Raw genomic sequence first — 22,058 nt, 5'->3', positions numbered from 1 at the left:
CGATTCAGTTTTCAATGTTCATTTCTTCAGTCACAAGAATTAATTATATATGTTATCGAAATGAAAGTCAATAACTTTTTTGAATTAATTTTCAGTGAATCATTTGTAAAGTTTGTTTGCGTTTGTCGTTTTGTTTCGTCCGACAAGTAAATACTATACACGCATTAAAAGCTTTTAACAACGCTAAAAATTACACTTTTCCACACTGTTCAATATGAGTTATAGTCATTTCACAAACTTTTATTATTTTGAAGTATATATAGTTCGTTTTTATGACGTTTTAATGTAAGTAAGACTATTGCCTCTTTATTTTATAGCTGTATATACATACTTTAATGTTTTTTACATTTTTTTAATATTATTTACAAAAGAACAGAGCTACCTATATAGATAGCTCTGTTCTTACTTGAAATATACGATTAACACATTGCTACATCTCGGTTCTTCCCATAATCGCTTTTGATAAAGTCACTTCGTCAGCGTATTCTAAATCCCCACCAACAGAGAGCCCTTGCGCCAATCTAGTTACAGTAATCCCAATAGGTTTCACTAGCCTAGAGATATACATGGCTGTTGATTCACCTTCTAAATTCGGATTCATAGCCAAGATGAGCTCTTTGACTTCCTCATTTTTCAAACGATTTATCAAACTTGGTATATTGATATCTTCTGGACCGATACCATCCATAGGTGATATAGAGCCGTGCAACACATGATACAATCCTTTGTATTCACGCATTTTTTCCATAGCAATAACATCTTTGTCATCTTCCACTACGCAAATAACAGATCGATCTCTTTGCTTATCCTGACAAATATAACATGGGTCTTGTTCAGTTATATGTCCACACTCACTACAATAGGTAAGTTCTCTTTTGACATCCACTAATGATTTAGCAAATTGAACAACATCGTCTTCTTTCATATCTAATACATGAAACGCCAGACGTTGTGCCGTTTTCGGCCCAATGCCTGGCAGTTTCATGAAACTGTCAATTAGTTTAGAAATTGGTTCTGGATAATGCATATGATCACATTCCAGGGATGTTTAAGCCTTGAGTATGTTTACCTAAGCGTTCTTGTGAAAGCTCATCCGCTTTGTTCATTGCTTCATTAGTTGCAGCTATTACTAAATCTTGTAACATTTCGATATCATCTGGATCTACAGCTTCTTCTTTGATTTCTACATCAAGCACTTCTTTATGACCAGATACTGTTACAGTTACCATACCGCCACCAGCAGTACCTTGAACTTTCTCTTCTTTTAACTTTTCTTGTTCTTCGCCCATTTTCTTTTGCATTTTTTGCATTTGTTTCATCATTTGTTGCATATTTCCGCCACCGCGCATAATAAATCCTCCTTAAATCTTCTATATCATTGAATATAATGAATCTTTCGTTTCATTATACATGCCTTTTTATTCATTGTCATGTATCATTCTTCATCAAGCACATTCACTGTACTCTCTCCGAAAAGATCTTTAGCTTTTTGTACAACATCAACTTCTTCAGTGGAATTAGAAGCAACTTGATTCTCACTTCCACCTTCCACTTTCTCATTATTACTTCTAGTTTGTAGATATTCAGTTCTGACTCGCATCCATTGATCATCAGGAACACCCACTACTTTAACTGTTTTATCAATGATATTACAAACCACATTCTCGATATTTTCTCGTTTTTCATCATCTTTATTAACAATTTCACAATGTATTTCTTCATCAAATTTGATAAGTACATGTGTTTCACTCGCTGCAACAGGTTCAGAATTTTGTAAAAGACTTACTAAAGGTTTCATATCATTATCTTTAGCATGATTAACAACTTCTTGCCAATGATCTTTCAATAACTTTATATCATCTTTATTAGCTTTATCTAGTACTTTGGCAATTTGTTGCATAGAGAATGCATTCTTAGATTGTCCGCTTCTACTTGCTGAAGAACGTTTAGTTTGTTGAGCTGCATTGGCAGTTGTAACACCTTGTGTCTTCAGTGTTTTTAATTCACTTTCTAATTGTTCCATCCTTTGTAGTAATACATCATTATTAGGTTCTGCTGCAATGCTTGTAGTAGCTACAGTTTGTACATTTTGTGGTTGCCCTTTAATCATCTCTGCAATTTTCACTAATAATACTTCAAAATGCACGCCCTGATTCACACTAAATCTAATAGATACAAGTGTATCGTTAATAACATCAATCGTTTTATATAACATCTCTAAATCAAAGTGCAGCAAGGCATCAAATTCAACTTCTGTATTAGAGGTTTTATTCATAATAGTATCTCTGACAAAGTAAATCATATCATTGATTAGTCGGTTCACTTCTTTACCTTCTGAAATAAATTGATGATATGTAGAGAAAGCAGATTTCACATCTCCTGAAACAACCTCTTTGAACAAATCATTGAGTGCACGTTCATCCACACTCCCAGTTACATTCAAAGCATCCTGGATGGTAAGATGATCATCACCAAAGGCGATTGCTTGATCCATAATGCTAAGTGCATCACGCATACCACCTTCTGAAGCTTTCGCTATAAATTCTAACGCTGCGTCATCGTATTTAATTTCTTGGGTATCAGCAACAAATTTTAAACGCTCAACGATTTCATCTTGACTGATTGCTTTAAAATCAAATCGTTGTGCTCTCGATATAATCGTTGGAGGTATCTTATGAGGTTCTGTAGTTGCCAATATGAATATAGCGTGTGCTGGAGGTTCTTCTAATGTTTTCAGTAAAGCATTAAAGGCTCCTGTCGTTAACATATGTACCTCATCAATAATATAAACTTTATATTTCGATTCACTCGGTGCATATTTAACTTTATCTCTAATATTACGAATTTCGTCTACACCATTATTACTTGCAGCATCAATTTCAATGACATCAGAATTTGTGCCTCGCGTGATTCCTTTACAAATCTGACATTCATTACAGGGCTCACCATCTGTACGCTCTAAGCAGTTTAAGGCTTTTGCAAAAACTTTTGCAATACTCGTCTTCCCCGTCCCTCTTGGGCCACTAAATATATACGCATGTGATTGTTTACTTTTTGAAATTGCATTACGTAAAGTTTTAGTTACATGTTCTTGTCCTACAACATCTTCAAAACTTTGCGGTCGGAACATTCTGTATAAAGCTTGATAATTCACTTTCGCACCTCCAATAGCATTCACCAATTATTATAGCATTGTACTTGATACTTGAATATTAATTAAAAGATTCAGGATAAATCACTTTACCATTAGGTTGGTCTGCTAGTTGCTCCCATAAGAATTTAACCATGAAATTTTTCGAAGGCACGTCAAAAGGACTATATATATCAAATTGCGCCGCTTCTTTATAATCAAACTTGCCGTAATATTCTGGATCTCCTAACACGATAATCGTTGTATAATCTTGTGCTTTCACACGTTCTTCCGCCGCTTGGATCAACGCTTTACCGAGACCCATATTTCTGTATTCTGGTATAACCGATAGAGGTGCTAACGCTAAAGCAATATAACTTCGCTTATCGTTAACTATCTCTATTTCAGACAACATTATATGTCCCACAACTTCACCATCGCCATTTTTCGCGACAACTTCTAATTCATAATTGTATTCTGGCGCTTCTCTCAACCTCACTACCAAGTCTTGTTCATCATGGTTTGACTCCATTACGTTTTCAAACGCTGCTTTAATTGCTTGTAGGCTCGTGTCATAATCATTTTCAGTTAAAGAACTTAAATAAATTTGCATTGGCGCCTCCTATAGCATTTCATTTTAAACTTTGCTTTAACTACTTCGTTTTTACATCAGTTTTTCCAAACGATATCTTTATTACACCAAAGTAAAGTATTGCTTATATTTTAATATAAAAAAAGAGTGACTGCTATCAAAAGATAAGTCACTCCACATTTATATGTCTTTATTACATTATTTAAAAATTAAAGCCGTGCACCTTCGCTTCGAATGCGTATCATAAACGTAACCAAAGTCGACAGCTAAACCTCAGCAACCCTACGGCACATACGATGATCCACTTAATGCTGCTTCCGTCAGGACCTGACATGATTCGTGGGTTCATATTGCATAGGACCGAAATCTTCAAACACTACGTGCTTTGGGCAGACTTTACAAAAACGCACCCTTAGCAAAGGAATTCAGTCTCGCATAAAGCGGATTTCGAATACAGGGAACCGCTACCTCCCCACCTAGCACGGCAAAATATATCATACTATAATATCAGACCTGAATGCAAGTGTTACATATCGTTGATTTTATAATTTATCTATATAAGTCATTCAAAATACACTCATCGCCCATCACATTTCACACCTTATGCCGCCTTGAAAAGTCATTAAACTTAAATTCCGTAGCTAGATGCTTAGAGATATTATATTGAAATTTCGTAGTATCTTTTAAGTGTACAATACCACGAACTGTTGCAGTATAAGGTGGTGTAACCTCGCCAAATGCTTCATATTCCAAATCTCCAAAATGTTCAAAAGTAATAGACTTATTAGAATAACTAATTTCTAACCGTAATTCTTGTTCAATATATTGATATAATGATTGTTTTGCCTTATCAATAGTCACGTTCGGAATAATATCAGCGACGAAATAATCTTCATCTATAATTTTCACCTTATTATTAATTACTCTCGTGCGGATAATATGCCACAACTTCGTACTTTGACGAACATTTAATATGTCCTTTACTAGAGGTACATCACCCGCAAAGATACTTTCTAATACTTTAACTTCTGTTTCATATGGAAGCCCTAAGCCATGTTGCACTTCTCTAAAACTCTTTAAATCTGCAAAAGGAAACTCGGTCAAGCCTTGATAAATTACAACAGAACCTTTACCACGAATTTTTTGTATCATACCATCCCTAACCAATAAATTCAGCGCTTTACGCACAGTTTCTCGGGAAGCTTCATACGTTTCTACTAATTCATGCTCTGATGGCAATTGAGTACCATACGATAATCGTGTTTCTAGGATGTCTTTACGTATCGTTTCATATATCGTAATAAATTTTTTCTGTACCATTCGCACTCACTCTCTACCTTTTAATTATTGGGCAACTACAATTGCACTATATGCTCCAATCGCACCATTTTCAATATGACCATTTTGTATCATGACTTCTCCAGTTAAATTTATATCTGCTGGAAGGTCTACAGGTTCATTTGAGAAATTCGCAATAATTAACCATGTTTCATCATTAAGATGACGCTTATATACAAATAACGCTTCATGATTCATATATAACGGTTCGACACTTCCATATGTGATAATGTCATACTCGTGACGTAACTGTATGAGTCTTCTATATGTTTGCAATATAGATTGCTCATCTTGCATAGCTGCTTCAACATTGATTTTATCAAAATTATTTGGTATATCAATCCATGATTCACCAGAAGTAAATCCAGCTTGCGTTCCACTAGTCCACTGCACAGGCGTTCTAGCATTATCTCTAGACTTTTGACTTAATATTTTAAGTATCTCTTGTTCATCATACCCCGCATTTTTCATATTATGATAGGCATTTAATGATTCGATATCTCTATATTGGTTGATATCTGTGAAATGAGGATCTGTCATGCCAATTTCTTCGCCTTGATATATATAAGGTGTACCTTGCAACATATGCAACACTGTAGCTAGCATTTTAGCACTCTGTTGTCTTGATTCTTCTGTAGAATCGTCACCAAACCTTGAAACAACACGTGGCTGATCATGATTACACCAAAATATTGCATTCCATCCTTTACCATTGTATATACCAAGTTGCCATTCCATAAGTATCTGTTTCAATTTATGAAAATCAAGTTTGGCATTCGTCCATTTTTCTCCATTAATATAATCTACTTTTAAGTGGTGGAAGTTGAATACACTACTTAACTCTTGGCGGTGTTCGTTAGAATATTTAATGCAATCTCCTATTGTAGTCGAAGACATTTCACCTACCGTCATCATATCTTTATCTCCAAATGTATGACGATTCATCTCATGCAAATATTCATGAACACGAGGACCATCAGTATAAAATTCTTTACCTATTTTTTCAGAATCTTTAAATTCACCTTTAGAAATTAAATTAATAACATCGAAACGGAATCCATCTACGCCAAAATCAATCCAATAATTGATGACGTCATATAAAGCATGACGTACTTCAGGATTATCCCAATTCAAATCTGCTTGTGTTACATCAAATAAATGTAAATAATATTCATCAGTCGACACATCATATTTCCATGCGTTCCCACCAAATTTAGATTCCCAATTGGTCGGTGGACATTCATTTGCTGACCTTCTGAAAAAATAATAATCTCTATAAGGGCTATTTTTATTTTTATAGGCCTCTTTAAACCATTCATGTTCTGTAGAAGTGTGATTAATAACGATATCTAACATCACCTTTAATCCACGCTTATGTGCTTCAAAAACTAATGTTTCTAAATCCTCAATTGTTCCAAATGCTTCATTTATCTTATAATAATTGCTAATGTCATAACCGTTGTCATTCATCGGAGACTCATATACAGGCGTTAGCCAAATGTAATCCACGCCTAAATATTGTAAGTAATCCATTTTTTCTATAATACCTTGTAAGTCACCTTCGCCATTTCCCGTCGTATCATTAAAAGACTTAGGATAAATTTGATAAACAACTGATTTTCTCCAATCATTCTGAGCCATACAATTACCACCTTTAATTCACTGTTTTTTCTATAAAGAAACTCACTAATTAATTTTAGCGAGTTTAATTGTAGTTATCTATATTATTTATTCTTTCACAAGTGTTTTTGTTTCTTCTTTACTAAATCGTGATAAGAATATTGTAAGAAGAAATGGCACAATGATACCAATTAAAATACAAATGCTATACACTACCCAATATTCTTTTTGAATCGAAATAATTGCTGGGACACCACCAACACCGACATTGCCAAGTACACGACTCGCACCAATAATTGCACCTAAGATACATGATGTCGAGATAGCGGCTATAAACGGGTACTTCAATGGTAAATTAACACCAAACATCGCTGGTTCTGTGACCCCTAAAAACCCTGAAATACCTGAAGTCATTGCTAAACCTTGTTCTTTTCTCATTTTACGTTTTTTATAAACAAACCATGCACCAAAAGCTGCAGACCCTTGACAAATGTTAGAAATCGCAAGTATTGGCCATAAATAGGTTCCACCTAATTGACTGCCCATGAGTTGGAAGTCTACCGCTAAGAACATGTGATGTAATCCTGTTATGACGAGCGGTGCATAGAGTAAACCATAAATCGCGCCGCCTAACCATCCAGCATGTTCAAATACAAATGTTACTCCATTCGTAATACCTGTACCAAGCCCTAAGGCTATTGGCCCTATGATAATAAATGCTAAAAATCCTGTAATAAGTAATGCTACTGGTCCTACGACCAACATCTTAATTGAATCATGTACGAATTTGTTTAAACCTTTTTCAATTTGAGCTAGTACATATGAAGCTAATAATATAGGTAATACTTGTCCTTGATAATTAAGCTGCTTAATTTCCAAGCCTAAAATATTCCATGTCGGAATATTCCCTTTAGCTATATCATATTGCGATACTAATTGAGGGTTCATCAGAATTAAACCAAGTACTAAACCCAATATTTGACTCCCACCGAACACTCGCATACTACTCCAACCAATTAATGCTGGCAAGAATATAAAGGCAGTACTCGCAATTACATTGATAATATTAGAAATATCACCCAACTGTGGAAATTGCTCTACTAATGGTTTCGGACCAAAAAGACCTTCCATAGTTAGTAAATTATTGATACCCATTAACAAACCTGCTGTAACGATTGCAGGTAATATAGGTATGAAGATATCTCCCAATAATTTAATGAGTCTCTGAATAGGGTTCCCCTTTTTAGCAGCTACAGCTTTAGCATCATCTTTAGATGCTTCATTCATTCCCGTCTCATCTATAAACTGCTTATAGACTTCATCTACCGTTCCAGGACCAATCACAATTTGATACTGATTATCTGCTTTAAATTGACCTTTCACTAAATCGTTGTCAGCCAGTCTTTCTTTATCTACCTTATCATCCTCTTTTAAAACCAACCTCAACCTCGTCACACAGTGTGTTGCAGTTTCTAAGTTATCCTTGCCCCCAATAGCTTCGACGATATCTTGTACATCTTTCTTTTTTACAGCCATGACGACCCACTCCCTTTTGTTCTTTTAATGTTATTAAAATTATAACTTGTCTATACAAGTTTTGTAAAGGCTTACATTAAAGAAAGAGAATCTTAATATTATCTACCTAGGCTTTAGCAATCCAATTTTTCGAGAACTTCGGTATTTTTCTTTTTTAAAGAGAGCGAACTATAAAAAAAGAAAATAAAAAAGGCAAGTAATCAATACACGATTGAATACTTGCCTACTCTATTTATATTAGTCTTGGTATTTAAAAATAATGGCGGAGGAAGAGGGATTCGAACCCCCGCGGGCCGTTAAGCCCCTGTCGGTTTTCAAGACCGATCCCTTCAGCCGGACTTGGGTATTCCTCCAAACGAACACAATATTTATAATATTATAGCTCGCTATAAAAGTCAATAATTTTTATTATGTTAAACAAGTGTTTTTTCTTTCAAGTATTGATCTACAGAATCTGCAACTGCTCTACCTTCCTGAATCGCCCATACAACAAGACTTTGCCCTCTTCTAGCGTCACCCGCTGCAAAAATGTGTGGCTGGTTGGTTCTAAAATCTTTATTGTCCGCTACAATTTTATTACGTTCAGTTTGAATATTAAAAGCATGCGGAACTGTCGTTTCAGTACCAATAAAACCGATAGATAATAGCACTAAATCAGCTGGCCAATGACGCTCAGTACCATCAACCACAACCATGCCTTCATCTGTCTCTTCAAGAATTTGCGTATAAACACCCTTAACATTACCGATATGATCTACATCGTAACGCATCGTTTGTACGCCATAAGCACGTGGCTCAAAACCGAAACGTGATTTATATTCTTTATGTGCATAATCCATTTTAAATACTGGCATAGCAAGCGGCCAATACGTATTCTCATCAAATTCAATTTCTTCTGGCTGTTTTGTATATTTATTAAATTGAACAATAGATTTACAATTTTCTCGAAGTGCCGTCGCTACACAGTCAGCACCTGTATCACCAGCACCAATAACAATAACATTTTTACCTTCTGCTGAAATTGTTGGCTCACTGATTTCACCATTTAAAAGTTGCCCTTGTTCCGTTAGATAATCCATCGCAAAATGAATACCAAACCCCATACGTCCTTCTAATGGTAAATCTCTCGCATTTTGTGAACCTGTACATAAGATAATCGCATCGTGTTTTTCATCTAGTTCTTCATGGCTTATATCGACACCAATTTCTGTATCCGTTACAAATACTATACCGGATTGTTCCATTATACTGATTCGACGACGTACGACATCATTATCTAGTTTCATATTAGGAATACCATACATTAATAGCCCACCTGGTTCATGCGCACGTTCATATACCGTCACATTATACCCCAATTTATTCAATTCCTCTGCAGCAGTTAAACCAGCTGGACCGCTTCCTACGATGGCTACTGATTCAGCTTTACGCTCACTAGGAATCGTAGGTTGAACCCAGCCATTTTCATAAGCTTCATCTATAATTGTTCTCTCAATCCCTTTGATAGCAACAGATTCTCGATTGATTTTCATTACACATGATTGTTCACAAGGCGCTGGACAAACGCGCCCCGTAAATTCAGGGAAGTTGTTTGTTTCGCTCAAACGTTCATATGCCGTTTTAAAATCTTGTCTATATACGAGCTCGTTCCATTCTGGAATATAATTCCCTATAGGACAACCTATTGTTTCTCTACCAAATGGTTCACCTGTTTGGCAAAATGGTGTGCCACAATCCATACAACGCGCGCCTTGTTGCGCTGCTTCGTCATTAGTAAATCTTTGTTGGAACGCCTCATGGTTATTTAAGCGTTCAACTAATGATAATTCATGTAGTTGTTGTTTGTCATAATTCATAAATCCTTTGAATTCGCCCATGACAAATCCCCCCTCTATGTTTAATATACAGCAGTCAGTTGTTGTTCTGGTTCTATGTGCGTACGCTTATCATTAAAGGCATTTAATAATGCTTCATCTAATTCGCTTGACTCACGTTTTTGTAAATCTATTTTTTGCATCATAAGTTTGTAATCTTTTGGTATAACTTTTACGACTTTATTAGCCACATTTTCAAAATCTGCTAATATCGCTTTAGCTTTTGTGCTGTCTGTATATTTCACATGTTCTTCTAACATTTCTTTGAGTACAGCACGTTCTTCATCAACTGTAATCGCATCAAAATCCAATGTATCAAGACTATTTTCTTCTTTAAATTGTGCAATGTCTGAAGGGAAGATATAACTTACGCCACCACTCATACCTTGGCCAAAGTTTTTACCTACATCGCCTAGTACAACGATACGACCTCCAGTCATATATTCAAGCCCATGATCTCCAATGCCTTCAACTACTGCGTGGACACCACTATTACGGATACAGAAACGTTCACCTGCTTTACCATTAATAAATGCTTTACCATGTGAAGCTCCATAGAAACAAACATTACCAGCAATAATTTCACGCTCACGTTGTTCATTTGGCGCATTTACAATAACTTTACCACCAGACAAACCTTTACCAACGTAGTCATTTGCATCTCCTGTATGATGAATTGTTAATCCACTTGGTGTATATGCTGCCAAACTTTGTCCAGCATGACCAATCGTCTTAGCATAAATTGTATCTTCAGGTAAACCATCTCGACCGTGTACACGCGTAATGGCACTACCTGTAATTACGCCTACATCCCGTTGTTCATTATTTAAACGGTATTCACCTTTGAATGACTTACCTTGTTCAATAGCAGATTGCGCTTCAGGATAAAATTCTGTAAGGTCAAAACCAATATCTAAATGATGATTTTGTTCAATTTTTTTGAAGCGGTCACCTTCATGTTGATATAATAATGCTTCGACATCCATTGAAGCGGCTTTCGGACGACGCGAAGCCAAGTTTGTTGTACGTTGCAATAAGTCCGTTCTACCTATTAATTCATCAACAGATTTCAATCCTAATTCAGCTAATATTTCTCTAAGTTCTTCTGCAACAAAGTGCATAAAGTTAACAACATGATCTGCTCTACCTCTATATAATGCACGTAGGTCTTGGTTTTGTGTCGCAATACCTACTGGGCAAGTATCTTTATGACAAACACGCATCATGATACAACCTAAAACAACTAATGGAGCAGTCGCAAACCCAAATTCTTCAGCTCCTAAAGCACAAGCATAGGCAACGTCTTTACCTGTAAGTAATTTACCATCAGTTTCAACTTTAACTCTTGATCTCAAATCGTTTAACATTAATGTTTGATGCGTTTCAGCCAAACCAATTTCCCAAGGTACTCCTGCATGTTGAATACTTGTTTTCGGTGAAGCACCTGTTCCGCCATCATAACCACTGATAACAATCTTATCTGCATATGCTTTAGCGACTCCAGCTGCAATCGTACCGACACCTGTTTTAGAAACAAGCTTCACCGTAATGTTTGCATCTTTGTTAGCATTTTTTAAATCATGGATTAATTGAGCTAAATCTTCAATAGAATAAATATCATGATGTGGCGGCGGCGAAATCAATCCAATACCTGGCGTAGAGCCCCTTACTTCTGCAATCCATGGATACACTTTCGTGCCCGGTAGTTGTCCACCTTCACCCGGTTTAGCGCCTTGTGCAACTTTAATTTGAATTTCTTTTGCATGTTGCAAGTAATCACTTGTTACACCAAAACGTCCTGATGCTACCTGTTTAATCGCACTTGAATGATTACGCCCTTCTTCGTCGATAGTAAAACGTTCAGGGTTTTCACCACCTTCACCGCTATTACTCTTGCCACCCATTCTATTCATAGCTTCTGCAAGTGTCTGATGCGCTTCTTCAGAAATAGAACCGTAACTCATTGCACCTGTATTAAATCGTTGAACAATTGCACTCGCTGGTTCAACTTCACTGATATCAATCGCTTCACGTTTCTTAAACTCCATGAGGTGTCGAATGTGATCCGTACGTTTATGATTTACTTCTGTTGAAAATTGCTTGAATTTTGCATAGTCATTCGCACGACAAGCATGCTGTAACAAATGAATCGATGTTGGGTTAAAGGTATGATGTTGACCTTGTTGACGCCATTGGAATGTACTACCTGATTCTAAATATTCACTTTTAGGTGTTTGTCTTCCTTTATTCTCTTTATCAATCATATCTATAGATATACCTGACAATTTTGACTGTGTACCTGTGAAATATTTTTCTACAACTTCATCCGAAAGACCAATTGCTTCAAATATTTGTGCCCCTTGATAACTTTGCACAGTAGAGATACCCATTTTAGCCATGACTTTAATGACGCCCTCTGATAATGTATCTGTATAGGTTTGAACATTTTCATAAACATCCCCATCTATACGCCCTTCTAACACTAATTGTTCAACCGTACGTTGTGCTAAATAAGGTACTACGGCATTCGCGCCATATCCTAGTAAACACGCCACATGATGCACTTCTCTCGTTTCACCTGATAAAGCGACAATACTCGTACGCATACGTAAATCTTCTCTAATTAACAACTGATGAATATGACTCACTGCAAGTAAAATAGGCATTGCATAGCCCTCTTCAGTAGCTAACATACGATCATTTAGCACCAATATTTCATTTCCTTCTTTCACAGCACGAATCGCTTGATCACCCAATGCTTCTAATGCAACTTCTAAATCATCTTTATATAATGTTGAAAGATGCTTCACACTAAATCTACTATTTTCAATAGCATCTAGTTGCCCTTCAGTGATGACAGGACGTTTCAATTGAATTCTATTCAATACATCTTCGTTTGGATTTAATAAATTACCTTCGCTACCAAGATAAGTCAATTCACTCGTAACAATCTTCTCACGATACGCGTCGATAGGCGGATTAGTTACTTGCGCAAATAATTGTTTGAAGTAATTGAATAGTGTTTCATCTTTTTCATTCAAGGCTGCTACTGGCACATCATAACCCATGGCACCAATTGGGTCTTTCTTACTTTCTACCAACTCTGTCATATATTTGTCCATTTCTTCTCTAGTATAGACAAATTGTTTTTGTAAACGCTCAAGTGTAGATTTATCCCATTGCGACGGTTGATAAGTAACATGATCTAAGTCCAAATCAACTGTAAATTGTTTTAACCAACTTTCATATGGAAGTTCATCTGCAATACGTGCTTTCAATTCATTATTTTCAATGACTTTATTTTCTTTAAAATCAACCAATAATAATTTACCAGGATTCAATTGTCCTTTATAGGCCACATTTTCCTCTGGCACATCAATGACGCCGACCTCAGATGAAAAAACTATATAATTATCATTAGTAATCGTATAACGTCCTGGTCTTAAACCATTTCTGTCAGTTAATGCCCCTATTTTGTCTCCATTACAGAACGAAATCATTGTTGGACCATCCCAAGGTTCCATAAGATAACTATAGAATTCATAAAATGCACGGACATTCGCATCATTCGCTTTATTATATAACCATGGTTCAGGAATCATTAACATAGCTGCTCTTTCTGGTTCCATCGCTAAAGATAAAAATTCCAAAGCATTATCAACAATTGCAGAATCACTTCCGTCTTCATCGACAACCTCTTTTACTTTATCTTTATCATCACCAAAAATAGTTTCAATAAGTTCTGCTTGACGTGCTCTCATCCAATTCACATTACCTTTAATGGTATTGATTTCACCATTGTGCATTAACAGCCTATTGGGATGCGCACGTTTCCAACTCGGGAACGTATTTGTACTAAAACGAGAATGTACAAGTCCTAATTTAGATACATATGTTTCATGATTCAAATCTTTATACAATGCTTTGATTTGATCAGAACGTAACCATCCTTTATAAACAATCGTTCTATTAGATAAACTTGTAAAATATAAATCTAAATGTTGTTGATTTGCGTAGTTTTCTATTTGTTTACGCGCTAAAAATAACTTGCGTTCTATATGTGAAACATCGTTTAATGCAACGAATACTTGTTGAATATGAGGCATTGTTTCAGCAACATGTGCAGCAATTGCATTGACGTCTACTGGCACATCTCTATAACCAATAACAGTTAATCCTTCAACTTCAAAATGCGCATTAAATTGACCTTCATGTTGAGAACCTGCAATTTTCTCATTTGTAAAAAACATTCCAACTGCATATTGCCCTTCTTCTGGTAAATCCCAATCAGTTTGTTCAGCAAAATAAGCATAAGGTACTTCAGTCATAATACCTGCACCATCACCGGTAATACCGTCTGCGCCAATACCACCACGGTGATCTAATCTACGTAACATTTCTAATGATTTTTCAACTATATCATGATTTCTTTGATTATCCATATTGGCATAAAATCCAATACCACATGCATCATGTTCTTCACGACTATCATATAAGCCCAATTTTTTATTATATTCGAGCATGATGTTCACCTCTTTTAAGAAAATTCTGAATATTAAATAAGTAAGTAAACTATATAGCAGTTAATTAATCTGTTCAATATATAAAATAGATGATATCATTCTAATTATTAGAACGGTTGCAATGTTAGGAGGATGAATCATTGGAAATTAAACAATTAAAGTATTTTATAGAAGTTGCCAAGAGAGAACATTTATCTGAAGCAGCGCTTGAATTGGATATTGCACAATCTGCAATCAGTCGCCAAATCACACAATTGGAAAAAGAATTACAAGTTACTTTATTCAAACGCGAAGGAAGAAATATTTATCTTACCGAGGAAGGAAAACAATTATTTTCAGAAGCTACTAAAATCATCGAACAATTAGATGAAACAATTCGTTTATTCCACAACCAATCAGAGTCTAATCATTTTGTAATTCATATTGGCTATGTTGAAAGCTATATCTCTCAAGTTCTCACCTTACTCATTCAATCATTTGAAAACGAAAGTGATTCTATAGTCGAACCTATTCTAATGGAGGAAAGCGAAATTTTAAACGCATTACTTACTGATCAAATCGATATTGCCTTTACAGAATTATCACATGAAATTAAACAAAATCACACATTAAAAGTAAATCCATTATTTGAAGAAAATTATCATATTTACGCACCAAAAGATGACCCTATCACAATGGCTACCAATCCGCCATTAGCACAATTTTCAAATACATTGATTTATGAACTTTATGCTTTACCTCAGAGCATGAAACAGATATTAGGTAAAGTGATTGAATCGCCAATTCGTACAGTCACCCATCCTCAATTAGCTCAATATTTATTAAATCATCAACGCGCCTATATTATCACCGCTTCTTATCATTTATTAGATAAAAACCCTGGAAAATGGGTAGATATTTCACTAGAACATACAGAACTCAAACGTACTATTTGCAGTGTCACTCGTAAAGATAATAAAAAACATGATATACAGCTAATGAATGCAACTATCGATCAATTACTTAGTCGAAGTGCAACTTATCATTAATTTATTATTAAAACCAATAAACATATAAATCTTTGAATTCGTTATATTAGGGGCGTATAATCACATTGTCTATAAAGAGAGAGGACTGAATTAAGACAATGGCAGTGAAATCAGCATTCAACCGCCCATTTAATTGGGTCATCTTATTATTTTGTATCATCTTTGTAGGTTTATTTATTTTCACATTTGTAAATGAAAAGTTTTATCAAACGCCAATCGGGCAAATTACACATATTGAAAATAAATCAACTTCCCAAATTACAGATGAACATCATAATAAAGATATTAAGCATAAAGAAACTTTTAAAATCAAAATTTTAAACGGTAAATTTGAAGGAAAAACGGCAACGATTCAACATGATTATGTAGAATCTCAAGCAGATAGCGAAGCTTTTTCAAAAAATAACAAAGTACTCTTACATATAGATAAACATCCAAATGATGCTTATATTACCGAGAAAAAACGCGACAGTCTTGTGGTCGCTGTGACCGGCTTATTTTTATTAACTGTATTGCTCGTTGGTAGAAAAATCGGCTTACAATCCATTTTATCTTTAATTATTAATACTCTAATAGTTATATTAGCCATTTATATCCATAATCAATCACCCACAGTTAGTTTGTTTGCTTTAATGAGCGTAGGTATTGTTATTTCTACGACATTAACGCTATTATTAGTCACCGGTTGGCAATGGCGTACACTCATCACGATTATCAGTACCTTACTCGGAACTTTTCTTTGTATCGGGCTTACGCAACTAGTTATTCAACTGACAGGTGGCCAAGGCTTAAAATTTGAAACAATGACTTTCTTAACATTACCACCTAAAGAAGTGTTCCTCTCTTCAGTGATGATCGGTTCACTTGGTGCTGTTATGGACGTTGCTATTACGATTGCCAGTGGTATGAATGAAATATTACGTCGTACACCTAAGATTAGCATGGCCAGATGGGCATTAGCTGGGCGTAATATCGGCCAAGATATCATGGGAACAATGACCAATATCTTACTCTTCTCATATCTATCTGGAAGTTTACCGATGATACTTCTATATTTAAAAAATGAAAATACCATTACATACACCATTTCCATGAATTGGTCATTAGAAATTTCCCGGGCAATCACAGGCGGTATAGGTATCGTCTTAACTATCCCCATCACAATTTTATTAATGCAATTATGGTTTAAATTGCGAGGTGTCAGACAATGAGTGCAATAACAATTTTAGCTATCCTACTCTTCATTTTAATGATTGCTTTTGGCGGTAAAAAAGGCTTAATTTCTTATTTGACGTTATTTTTGAATTTCGTCATCTTACTCATCGCCATTGTTATTATTATATTCGGTGCGCCTATTTACGTTGTGACAATCATTTTTTGTATCGTCATTGCATCGTGTAACTTATTTGTATTAAATAGTTATAATACTAAGACTAAAGCAGCGTTTTACGCTACTCTATTAACTACGATTATTTTGATTGCTGCCATCTATCTTTCTGTTGCCATCGGGCATTTACAAGGTTTCACTACCGAGCAACAAGATGAGACCTATATCTTTTCCATGAATATTGGTATAGATATGGTGAAATTTATGGTCTTCACTGTAGTTTTAGCAGTAATAGCAGTGGTTATCGATTTAGCAATCACAATAAGTTCTCCAATGTATGAATTAAATGAAGCCAATCCTAATTTAAGCCAAAAAGAATTATTTCATTCAGGTATGAGAGTAGGCAGAGAAATTTTAGCAACATCGGCAAATACGATTTATCTCGCATATTTCGGAGGCCAATTAACTTTGTTTTTCTGGTTCTTTAAGTTAAATTATTCTTTTGGTCACATCATTAATTCTAAGATTTTTGTGCAAGAATTCATTTCTATCTTATTAGGTGGTATCGCTGTTGCCATCAGTATTCCAATAACAGCTTGGTTATCTTCATTATTAATTAAAAATGAAAAGCCCATCGATAAAAAATCAGAACATACAGTAGATTAATAAACGACCACCAACACTATCATTTCACAATAGCGTTGGTGGTTTTTTAATTTAAAAGTAGTTCACTTCACTATTATTAATGTTTAATAGAAAGTTTTAAACAAAGCATTGTCCCTATAAATACTAACTTTTGTTATTAAACGGCTTTGTTTAGATAACTATCGTCACGGACGTCTATTAAATTTATTTAATTCTCCGCTAAAATATGCACGCTCGCCGTGGACCACATAATCCAAACCATGTTCTTCTTCTTTTTTATCTGTACCTAGTGCACTAAATAATCCAATGACCCTTGCAATAATATAAGTCAACACACCGCTAAAAATGATTGTGACGACCACAGCAATGATTTGTACAGTGATTGTTTGTATGCCGCCTCCAAAGATCAAACCATTGGTAACCCCTTCATTCACTTTATGGGATTGGAAAATACCTGTTAAAATTGCACCTACAACGCCTCCAATACCATGTATACCAAACGCATCTAATGCATCATTATATTTCAACTTCACTTTGATATAATTGATTGCAAAATAACAACAAATACCACCTATAAGCGCAATAATTATTGCACTCATATAGCCAACGAAACCAGCTGCCGGAGTAATTGCAACTAATCCAGCCAGCACGCCTGATAACATCCCAATCAAACTCGTTGTCTTTTTCATTAGATGCTCCATCACTGACCAACCTAATGCGCCAGCACTTGCTGCTAAGACTGTATTTACAAATGACGTCATTGCAATACCATCAAATGTCAAAGCACTACCAACGTTAAAACCATACCAACCTACCCAGACTAGTATAGCGCCAATAAGCGTAATGATTAGATTATGCGGTGGACGTTTATCAAAATTCTTTCCAGCTCCAATCATAATTGCTAGCACTAAGCCAGACACACCTGAAGTAATATGTACGACTGTACCTCCAGCGTAATCAATTGCGCCTATCTGATCAATCCAACCGCCGCCCCAAACCCAATGAGCTACTGGACTATATACAAGAATCACCCAAAAAAACACAAATACCAAATATGGTATAAACTTCATTTTTTCAGCAATTGAACCCGACAAAATAGAAACTGCAATTGTACAAAACATTAATTGAAATAGCATAAATAAAGCTAAAGGAATATTTGGAGAAATATCCGCTTGAGTACCGAAACCAACATGTTGCAGGCCTAAATATGTAAAATCACCTAAAAATGTATTTCCAGACCCAAAGCTAAGACTAAAACCCAAAATCACCCAAGCAAATGTCACCACTACGATTGCAGACATACTCTGCATAACAGTATTTAAAACATTTTTCGATTGTACGAGTCCACCATAGAATAAGCTTAATCCAGGCGTCATCAACCAAACGAGTAGCGTACATAAAAATAGAAATAGCGTATCATTCATATTCAATTCTCTCACCCCTTTGAAAAAAATCATACGATGCCTCAATTAAAATAGCAAAAACGCGTCATGTAAAATAACACTATGTGTTAACTTTCATGACGCGTTTTACGATTGATTTATATTCTATAACGCATAATATACACGGGTCGATCTTCTAATAAACTTTCTCCTACATATTCATACTGACAATGTTTATACAACTGTTGCGCCTTTTCATTATCATCATTAACTGTGAGATAAATCTCATTAATACTTGGAAAATATTGTTTCACATAATGTGGTAATTGTTGAATAACTTGCTTTCCGTATCCTTGGCCACGATAATCAACGCCTATACTAAATGATCTGAAAAATATCGCATTCGGATTAGCAGTATACGCTTCTACGCCTTGGCCTTCGTGTAAAGTAAAGAATCCAATACATTGCTGTTGCTGGTTGTATATTAAAGTCGGATGTCGATCTAAATCCTCTTTTGCAAGTTTGATATTTTCTTGAGGTGTTTTAGTAAATTGAAGGTCTGACTCTGCAATATTAATTCCTAGTACATCATCAAAAAGTGATGCACCATAGGGTTCGAATTCAAGTCTATCTTCTAACTTACAGTTAAAATCGTTATCTAACCATGTTAGAACGGCTGGTGCTATTATTTCACGATCTGTTTTATAGATCCATTTTAAATCCGTAATCTCTTGAGCAGGTTTTATATTGGACCAATCTATTTTTTCTGTTGTATAAAAACAATTAAGTTCAGTCTTTGTATTTTTTTGAGGGTAAGCATCGCCAACCACAGTTGTAATATAATGTAAGCTTGTTTCTGGTATATGAATTTGCAGTTCTTCTTGTAGCTCTCTATGTAAAGCTTGTTTATGTGTTTCACCCTCGTCTATTTTGCCACCTGGAAAGTAATACTTTTGCCGATGTCTCGCTTGTACAAGCAATATTCTCTCTTCCTCTTGCACTACTAAACAAACGCATTTAATCATGCTTGATTCACCTCACACGTATCAGTAATTTTATCTCACGAATTGAGCGTACTATTGTTTTAAATTCATAGCTTTATGGTATCATATTTTATTATTCAATCTCACCTTTACGTGCAATACAAGCATAGATTTAACTACTTCTCCCTAAATAAATGTTATAATATTGTACGATACACTTAACATGGAGGTTCTAAAGTAATGGCTAAAAAATCAAAACTCAATCGTGTTTCTAACACTATCAACTTTGTAGGTATAGCAGTAGAAGGATTTAACTGGTATGCTTATCAATCTAAAAATAAGAAATTAATGTATGCAAGCATGACTATATCAAGCGTGGGAGCTATACTTGATTTTTATACTGCCTTGAAATCACCACGTAAATTTACTAAAGTTTTCTCAACATTTACATTAGCAAGTACGTTATATACAACTGCTAAACGAGTGAAATCTTTGCGCAGCCAATCTAAATAGATGTTCAAATGATTTAGTAAACACTATCAAGGCTTCTGATATATAATAAAACACGTATAGAATACATTGGTTCTTCAATGTATTCTATACGTGTTTTTTATCTATAAAATGAATTAATGAATATATTTATATGAACTTACTTGTGATGCTGGTATTGTTCTCGTCGTAGCAATACCTGGAGAAGCACTATAGTTCATCTCAGAAACTGTAATACTACCATTTGAGTTAACTGATTCTACGAAAGCTACGTGGCCATAATACCCTGCGTCTGATTGCAATATAGATCCAACTGTCGCTCTATGATCTACAGTATAACCGTCTGCTGCTGATGCAGTATCCCAGTTATTAGCGTTCCACCAATAGGTACTGATTCCTTTACCAATTTGTGCACGTTTGTTAAATACATGCCACGTACATTGTCCCCAATCATACAAATTAGAATGATTAAATTTCGGTGTATAATATCCTGACGAACCTGAAGTACCTGAACCACTCGTTGAAGTCGAACCTGATACTTTTAACTTTTGTCCAGGATATATATTGAAGCTTGTTAAATTATTCAAACTCATAATTTTTTGGTATGTCGTTCCATATTTAGCTGCAATTGCCGATAAAGAATCACCTGATTTTACTGTATAAGTAGTTGTACTACCACTACTTGTGTTACTTGAACCACTTGTTGAAGTCGAACCTGACACTTTTAACTTTTGTCCAGGATATATATTATAACTAGACAAACCATTTAAGCTCATAATCTTTTCATAGCTTGTACCATATTTAGCCGCAATACCAGATAAAGTATCACCTGATTTTACTGTGTATGTTGAAGTTGATGACGTATTAGAAGCTGTATTAGAACTTGTTGTCCCAGATACCTTCAATGACTGATTTGGAAAAATAACATTAGATGTCAAATTATTTAATGATTTTAATTTAGCTACTGAAACATTAAATTTATTCGCTATTGACCAAAGTGAGTCACCACTTTTAACTTTGTATGTTGAAGCAGCTTCTGCATTCGTTGAAGTAGCAGCTGCCAACGCACTCGTCCCTATTACAGTTGCAATTATTTTTTTACGCAATTATGTAAACCTCCCAAAATTTTATTGTACGCTATGTACACATGATCACTACCCCATTATACATCTTAAAGCCACAATTTAGTATATTATTTATATGACATTATTATTACAATAGCAAGCAATTCTATAACACATAAGACAATATATTTCTCTTTCTCTTTATATACTGCACATTATATATTATTTCCAGTTCAATCCCCTTTGACCTATGCGTTAAAATGTACATCATATAGCATCATATTACGTTTTTTATTTTAATTATCGTTAGGTATAGCGTAGTATAATCAATATTTAGCATTGACATGTGAACGATATGTCTATACTGTGGGTACCGATATGGTATTGAAATTATTTTGGTATTTTACGTCTGAAATTGAATTTGTAATGGATATCAATAGCTATAGAAACGTATCCCAACACAGACGACTAATATCACACATCATTTTTACACATTTCCATAATATTTGTAGTTTTTAAATTATCAG

Annotated in this window: 16 protein-coding genes, 1 tRNA gene and 1 other RNA gene; 4 read left to right on the top strand and 14 right to left on the bottom strand. The window is 35.0% G+C overall.

Going from position 1 to position 22,058, the window contains the following annotated elements; all coding sequences use genetic code 11:
* Positions 1 to 430: 430 nt before the first annotated feature.
* From recR to gltB, 11 genes are all read right to left on the bottom strand, one after another.
* Positions 431 to 1,027, bottom strand: coding sequence for a recombination mediator RecR (gene recR, locus BK821_RS04915; RefSeq protein ID WP_046836847.1), 597 nt, complete (start codon positions 1,025 to 1,027; stop codon positions 431 to 433).
* A 4-nt stretch (positions 1,028 to 1,031) separates the two neighbouring features.
* Positions 1,032 to 1,349 (bottom strand): YbaB/EbfC family nucleoid-associated protein, encoded by a 318-nt coding sequence (locus BK821_RS04910; protein WP_046836848.1) that lies wholly within the window; start codon positions 1,347 to 1,349, stop codon positions 1,032 to 1,034.
* A gap of 86 nt (positions 1,350 to 1,435) precedes the next feature.
* On the bottom strand, positions 1,436 to 3,154 hold the full coding sequence (dnaX, locus tag BK821_RS04905; protein ID WP_071331341.1) for a DNA polymerase III subunit gamma/tau: 1,719 nt from the start codon (positions 3,152 to 3,154) through the stop codon (positions 1,436 to 1,438).
* Between the two features lie 58 nt (positions 3,155 to 3,212).
* Positions 3,213 to 3,743, bottom strand: coding sequence for a GNAT family N-acetyltransferase (locus BK821_RS04900; RefSeq protein ID WP_071331340.1), 531 nt, complete (start codon positions 3,741 to 3,743; stop codon positions 3,213 to 3,215).
* A gap of 194 nt (positions 3,744 to 3,937) precedes the next feature.
* An RNA gene (gene ffs / locus BK821_RS04895) (signal recognition particle sRNA large type) lies at positions 3,938 to 4,207 on the bottom strand.
* A 109-nt stretch (positions 4,208 to 4,316) separates the two neighbouring features.
* Complete coding sequence (treR, locus tag BK821_RS04890) at positions 4,317 to 5,042, bottom strand: trehalose operon repressor (RefSeq protein ID WP_046836851.1); 726 nt, start codon at positions 5,040 to 5,042, stop codon at positions 4,317 to 4,319.
* Positions 5,043 to 5,066: 24 nt separating this feature from the next.
* A complete protein-coding gene (gene treC, locus BK821_RS04885; protein ID WP_071331339.1) occupies positions 5,067 to 6,701 on the bottom strand; it encodes an alpha,alpha-phosphotrehalase in 1,635 nt (544 codons plus the stop codon).
* 87 nt (positions 6,702 to 6,788) lie between these two features.
* Positions 6,789 to 8,216 (bottom strand): PTS system trehalose-specific EIIBC component, encoded by a 1,428-nt coding sequence (gene treP, locus BK821_RS04880; RefSeq protein ID WP_071331338.1) that lies wholly within the window; start codon positions 8,214 to 8,216, stop codon positions 6,789 to 6,791.
* Positions 8,217 to 8,476: 260 nt separating this feature from the next.
* Positions 8,477 to 8,569: transfer RNA gene (locus tag BK821_RS04875), tRNA-Ser, on the bottom strand.
* 60 nt (positions 8,570 to 8,629) lie between these two features.
* Entirely contained in the window at positions 8,630 to 10,093 is a 1,464-nt protein-coding gene (locus BK821_RS04870; protein WP_046836854.1) for a glutamate synthase subunit beta, read from the bottom strand.
* A gap of 20 nt (positions 10,094 to 10,113) precedes the next feature.
* Complete coding sequence (gene gltB / locus BK821_RS04865; protein WP_071331337.1) at positions 10,114 to 14,613, bottom strand: glutamate synthase large subunit; 4,500 nt, start codon at positions 14,611 to 14,613, stop codon at positions 10,114 to 10,116.
* 140 nt (positions 14,614 to 14,753) lie between these two features.
* Here gltB and gltC point away from each other — a divergent pair, with 140 nt between their 5' ends.
* The 3 genes from gltC (at position 14,754) to BK821_RS04850 (ending at position 17,634) form a co-directional block, all read left to right on the top strand.
* Positions 14,754 to 15,641, top strand: a complete 888-nt coding sequence (gltC, locus tag BK821_RS04860; RefSeq protein WP_046836856.1) for a glutamate biosynthesis transcriptional regulator GltC — start codon at positions 14,754 to 14,756, stop codon at positions 15,639 to 15,641.
* Between the two features lie 98 nt (positions 15,642 to 15,739).
* Complete coding sequence (locus BK821_RS04855; protein ID WP_071331336.1) at positions 15,740 to 16,852, top strand: YibE/F family protein; 1,113 nt, start codon at positions 15,740 to 15,742, stop codon at positions 16,850 to 16,852.
* Positions 16,849 to 17,634, top strand: a complete 786-nt coding sequence (locus BK821_RS04850) for a YibE/F family protein (protein ID WP_046836858.1) — start codon at positions 16,849 to 16,851, stop codon at positions 17,632 to 17,634. The genes BK821_RS04855 and BK821_RS04850 overlap by 4 nt, the downstream gene beginning before the upstream one ends.
* 164 nt (positions 17,635 to 17,798) lie before the next feature.
* On the opposite strand, the gene BK821_RS04845 is transcribed toward BK821_RS04850, so the two are convergent.
* Positions 17,799 to 19,043, bottom strand: coding sequence for an ammonium transporter (locus BK821_RS04845; RefSeq protein ID WP_046836859.1), 1,245 nt, complete (start codon positions 19,041 to 19,043; stop codon positions 17,799 to 17,801).
* Positions 19,044 to 19,153: 110 nt separating this feature from the next.
* A complete protein-coding gene (locus tag BK821_RS04840; RefSeq protein WP_046836860.1) occupies positions 19,154 to 20,020 on the bottom strand; it encodes a GNAT family N-acetyltransferase in 867 nt (288 codons plus the stop codon).
* Positions 20,021 to 20,218: 198 nt separating this feature from the next.
* On the opposite strand from BK821_RS04840, the gene BK821_RS04835 reads away from it, so the two are divergent.
* Positions 20,219 to 20,491: a hypothetical protein gene (locus BK821_RS04835; protein WP_046836861.1), complete on the top strand. Its 273-nt coding sequence runs from the start codon at positions 20,219 to 20,221 to the stop codon at positions 20,489 to 20,491.
* Positions 20,492 to 20,604: 113 nt separating this feature from the next.
* Here BK821_RS04835 and BK821_RS04830 read toward each other — a convergent pair whose 3' ends face one another.
* Positions 20,605 to 21,573, bottom strand: a complete 969-nt coding sequence (locus BK821_RS04830; RefSeq protein ID WP_046836862.1) for a LysM peptidoglycan-binding domain-containing protein — start codon at positions 21,571 to 21,573, stop codon at positions 20,605 to 20,607.
* Positions 21,574 to 22,058: the final 485 nt, after the last annotated feature.

It is taken from the genome of Staphylococcus sp. LCT-H4 (assembly GCF_001866145.1).
Classification (GTDB): Bacteria; Bacillota; Bacilli; order Staphylococcales; family Staphylococcaceae; genus Staphylococcus; species Staphylococcus succinus.
This window is presented reverse-complemented; position numbering and strand designations above follow the sequence as displayed.

What these genes read in the sequence shown, in the direction of transcription:
- recR (WP_046836847.1), bottom strand. Translation starts at nt 1,027, where the DNA reads ATGCATTATCCAGAACCAATTTCTAAACTAATTGACAGTTTCATGAAA.
- BK821_RS04910 (WP_046836848.1), bottom strand. Translation starts at nt 1,349, where the DNA reads ATGCGCGGTGGCGGAAATATGCAACAAATGATGAAACAAATGCAAAAA.
- BK821_RS04900 (WP_071331340.1), bottom strand. Translation starts at nt 3,743, where the DNA reads ATGCAAATTTATTTAAGTTCTTTAACTGAAAATGATTATGACACGAGC.
- treR (WP_046836851.1), bottom strand. Translation starts at nt 5,042, where the DNA reads ATGGTACAGAAAAAATTTATTACGATATATGAAACGATACGTAAAGAC.
- treC (WP_071331339.1), bottom strand. Translation starts at nt 6,701, where the DNA reads ATGGCTCAGAATGATTGGAGAAAATCAGTTGTTTATCAAATTTATCCT.
- treP (WP_071331338.1), bottom strand. Translation starts at nt 8,216, where the DNA reads ATGGCTGTAAAAAAGAAAGATGTACAAGATATCGTCGAAGCTATTGGG.
- BK821_RS04870 (WP_046836854.1), bottom strand. Translation starts at nt 10,093, where the DNA reads ATGGGCGAATTCAAAGGATTTATGAATTATGACAAACAACAACTACAT.
- gltB (WP_071331337.1), bottom strand. Translation starts at nt 14,613, where the DNA reads ATGCTCGAATATAATAAAAAATTGGGCTTATATGATAGTCGTGAAGAA.
- BK821_RS04855 (WP_071331336.1), top strand. Translation starts at nt 15,740, where the DNA reads ATGGCAGTGAAATCAGCATTCAACCGCCCATTTAATTGGGTCATCTTA.
- BK821_RS04850 (WP_046836858.1), top strand. Translation starts at nt 16,849, where the DNA reads ATGAGTGCAATAACAATTTTAGCTATCCTACTCTTCATTTTAATGATT.
- BK821_RS04840 (WP_046836860.1), bottom strand. Translation starts at nt 20,020, where the DNA reads ATGATTAAATGCGTTTGTTTAGTAGTGCAAGAGGAAGAGAGAATATTG.
- BK821_RS04835 (WP_046836861.1), top strand. Translation starts at nt 20,219, where the DNA reads ATGGCTAAAAAATCAAAACTCAATCGTGTTTCTAACACTATCAACTTT.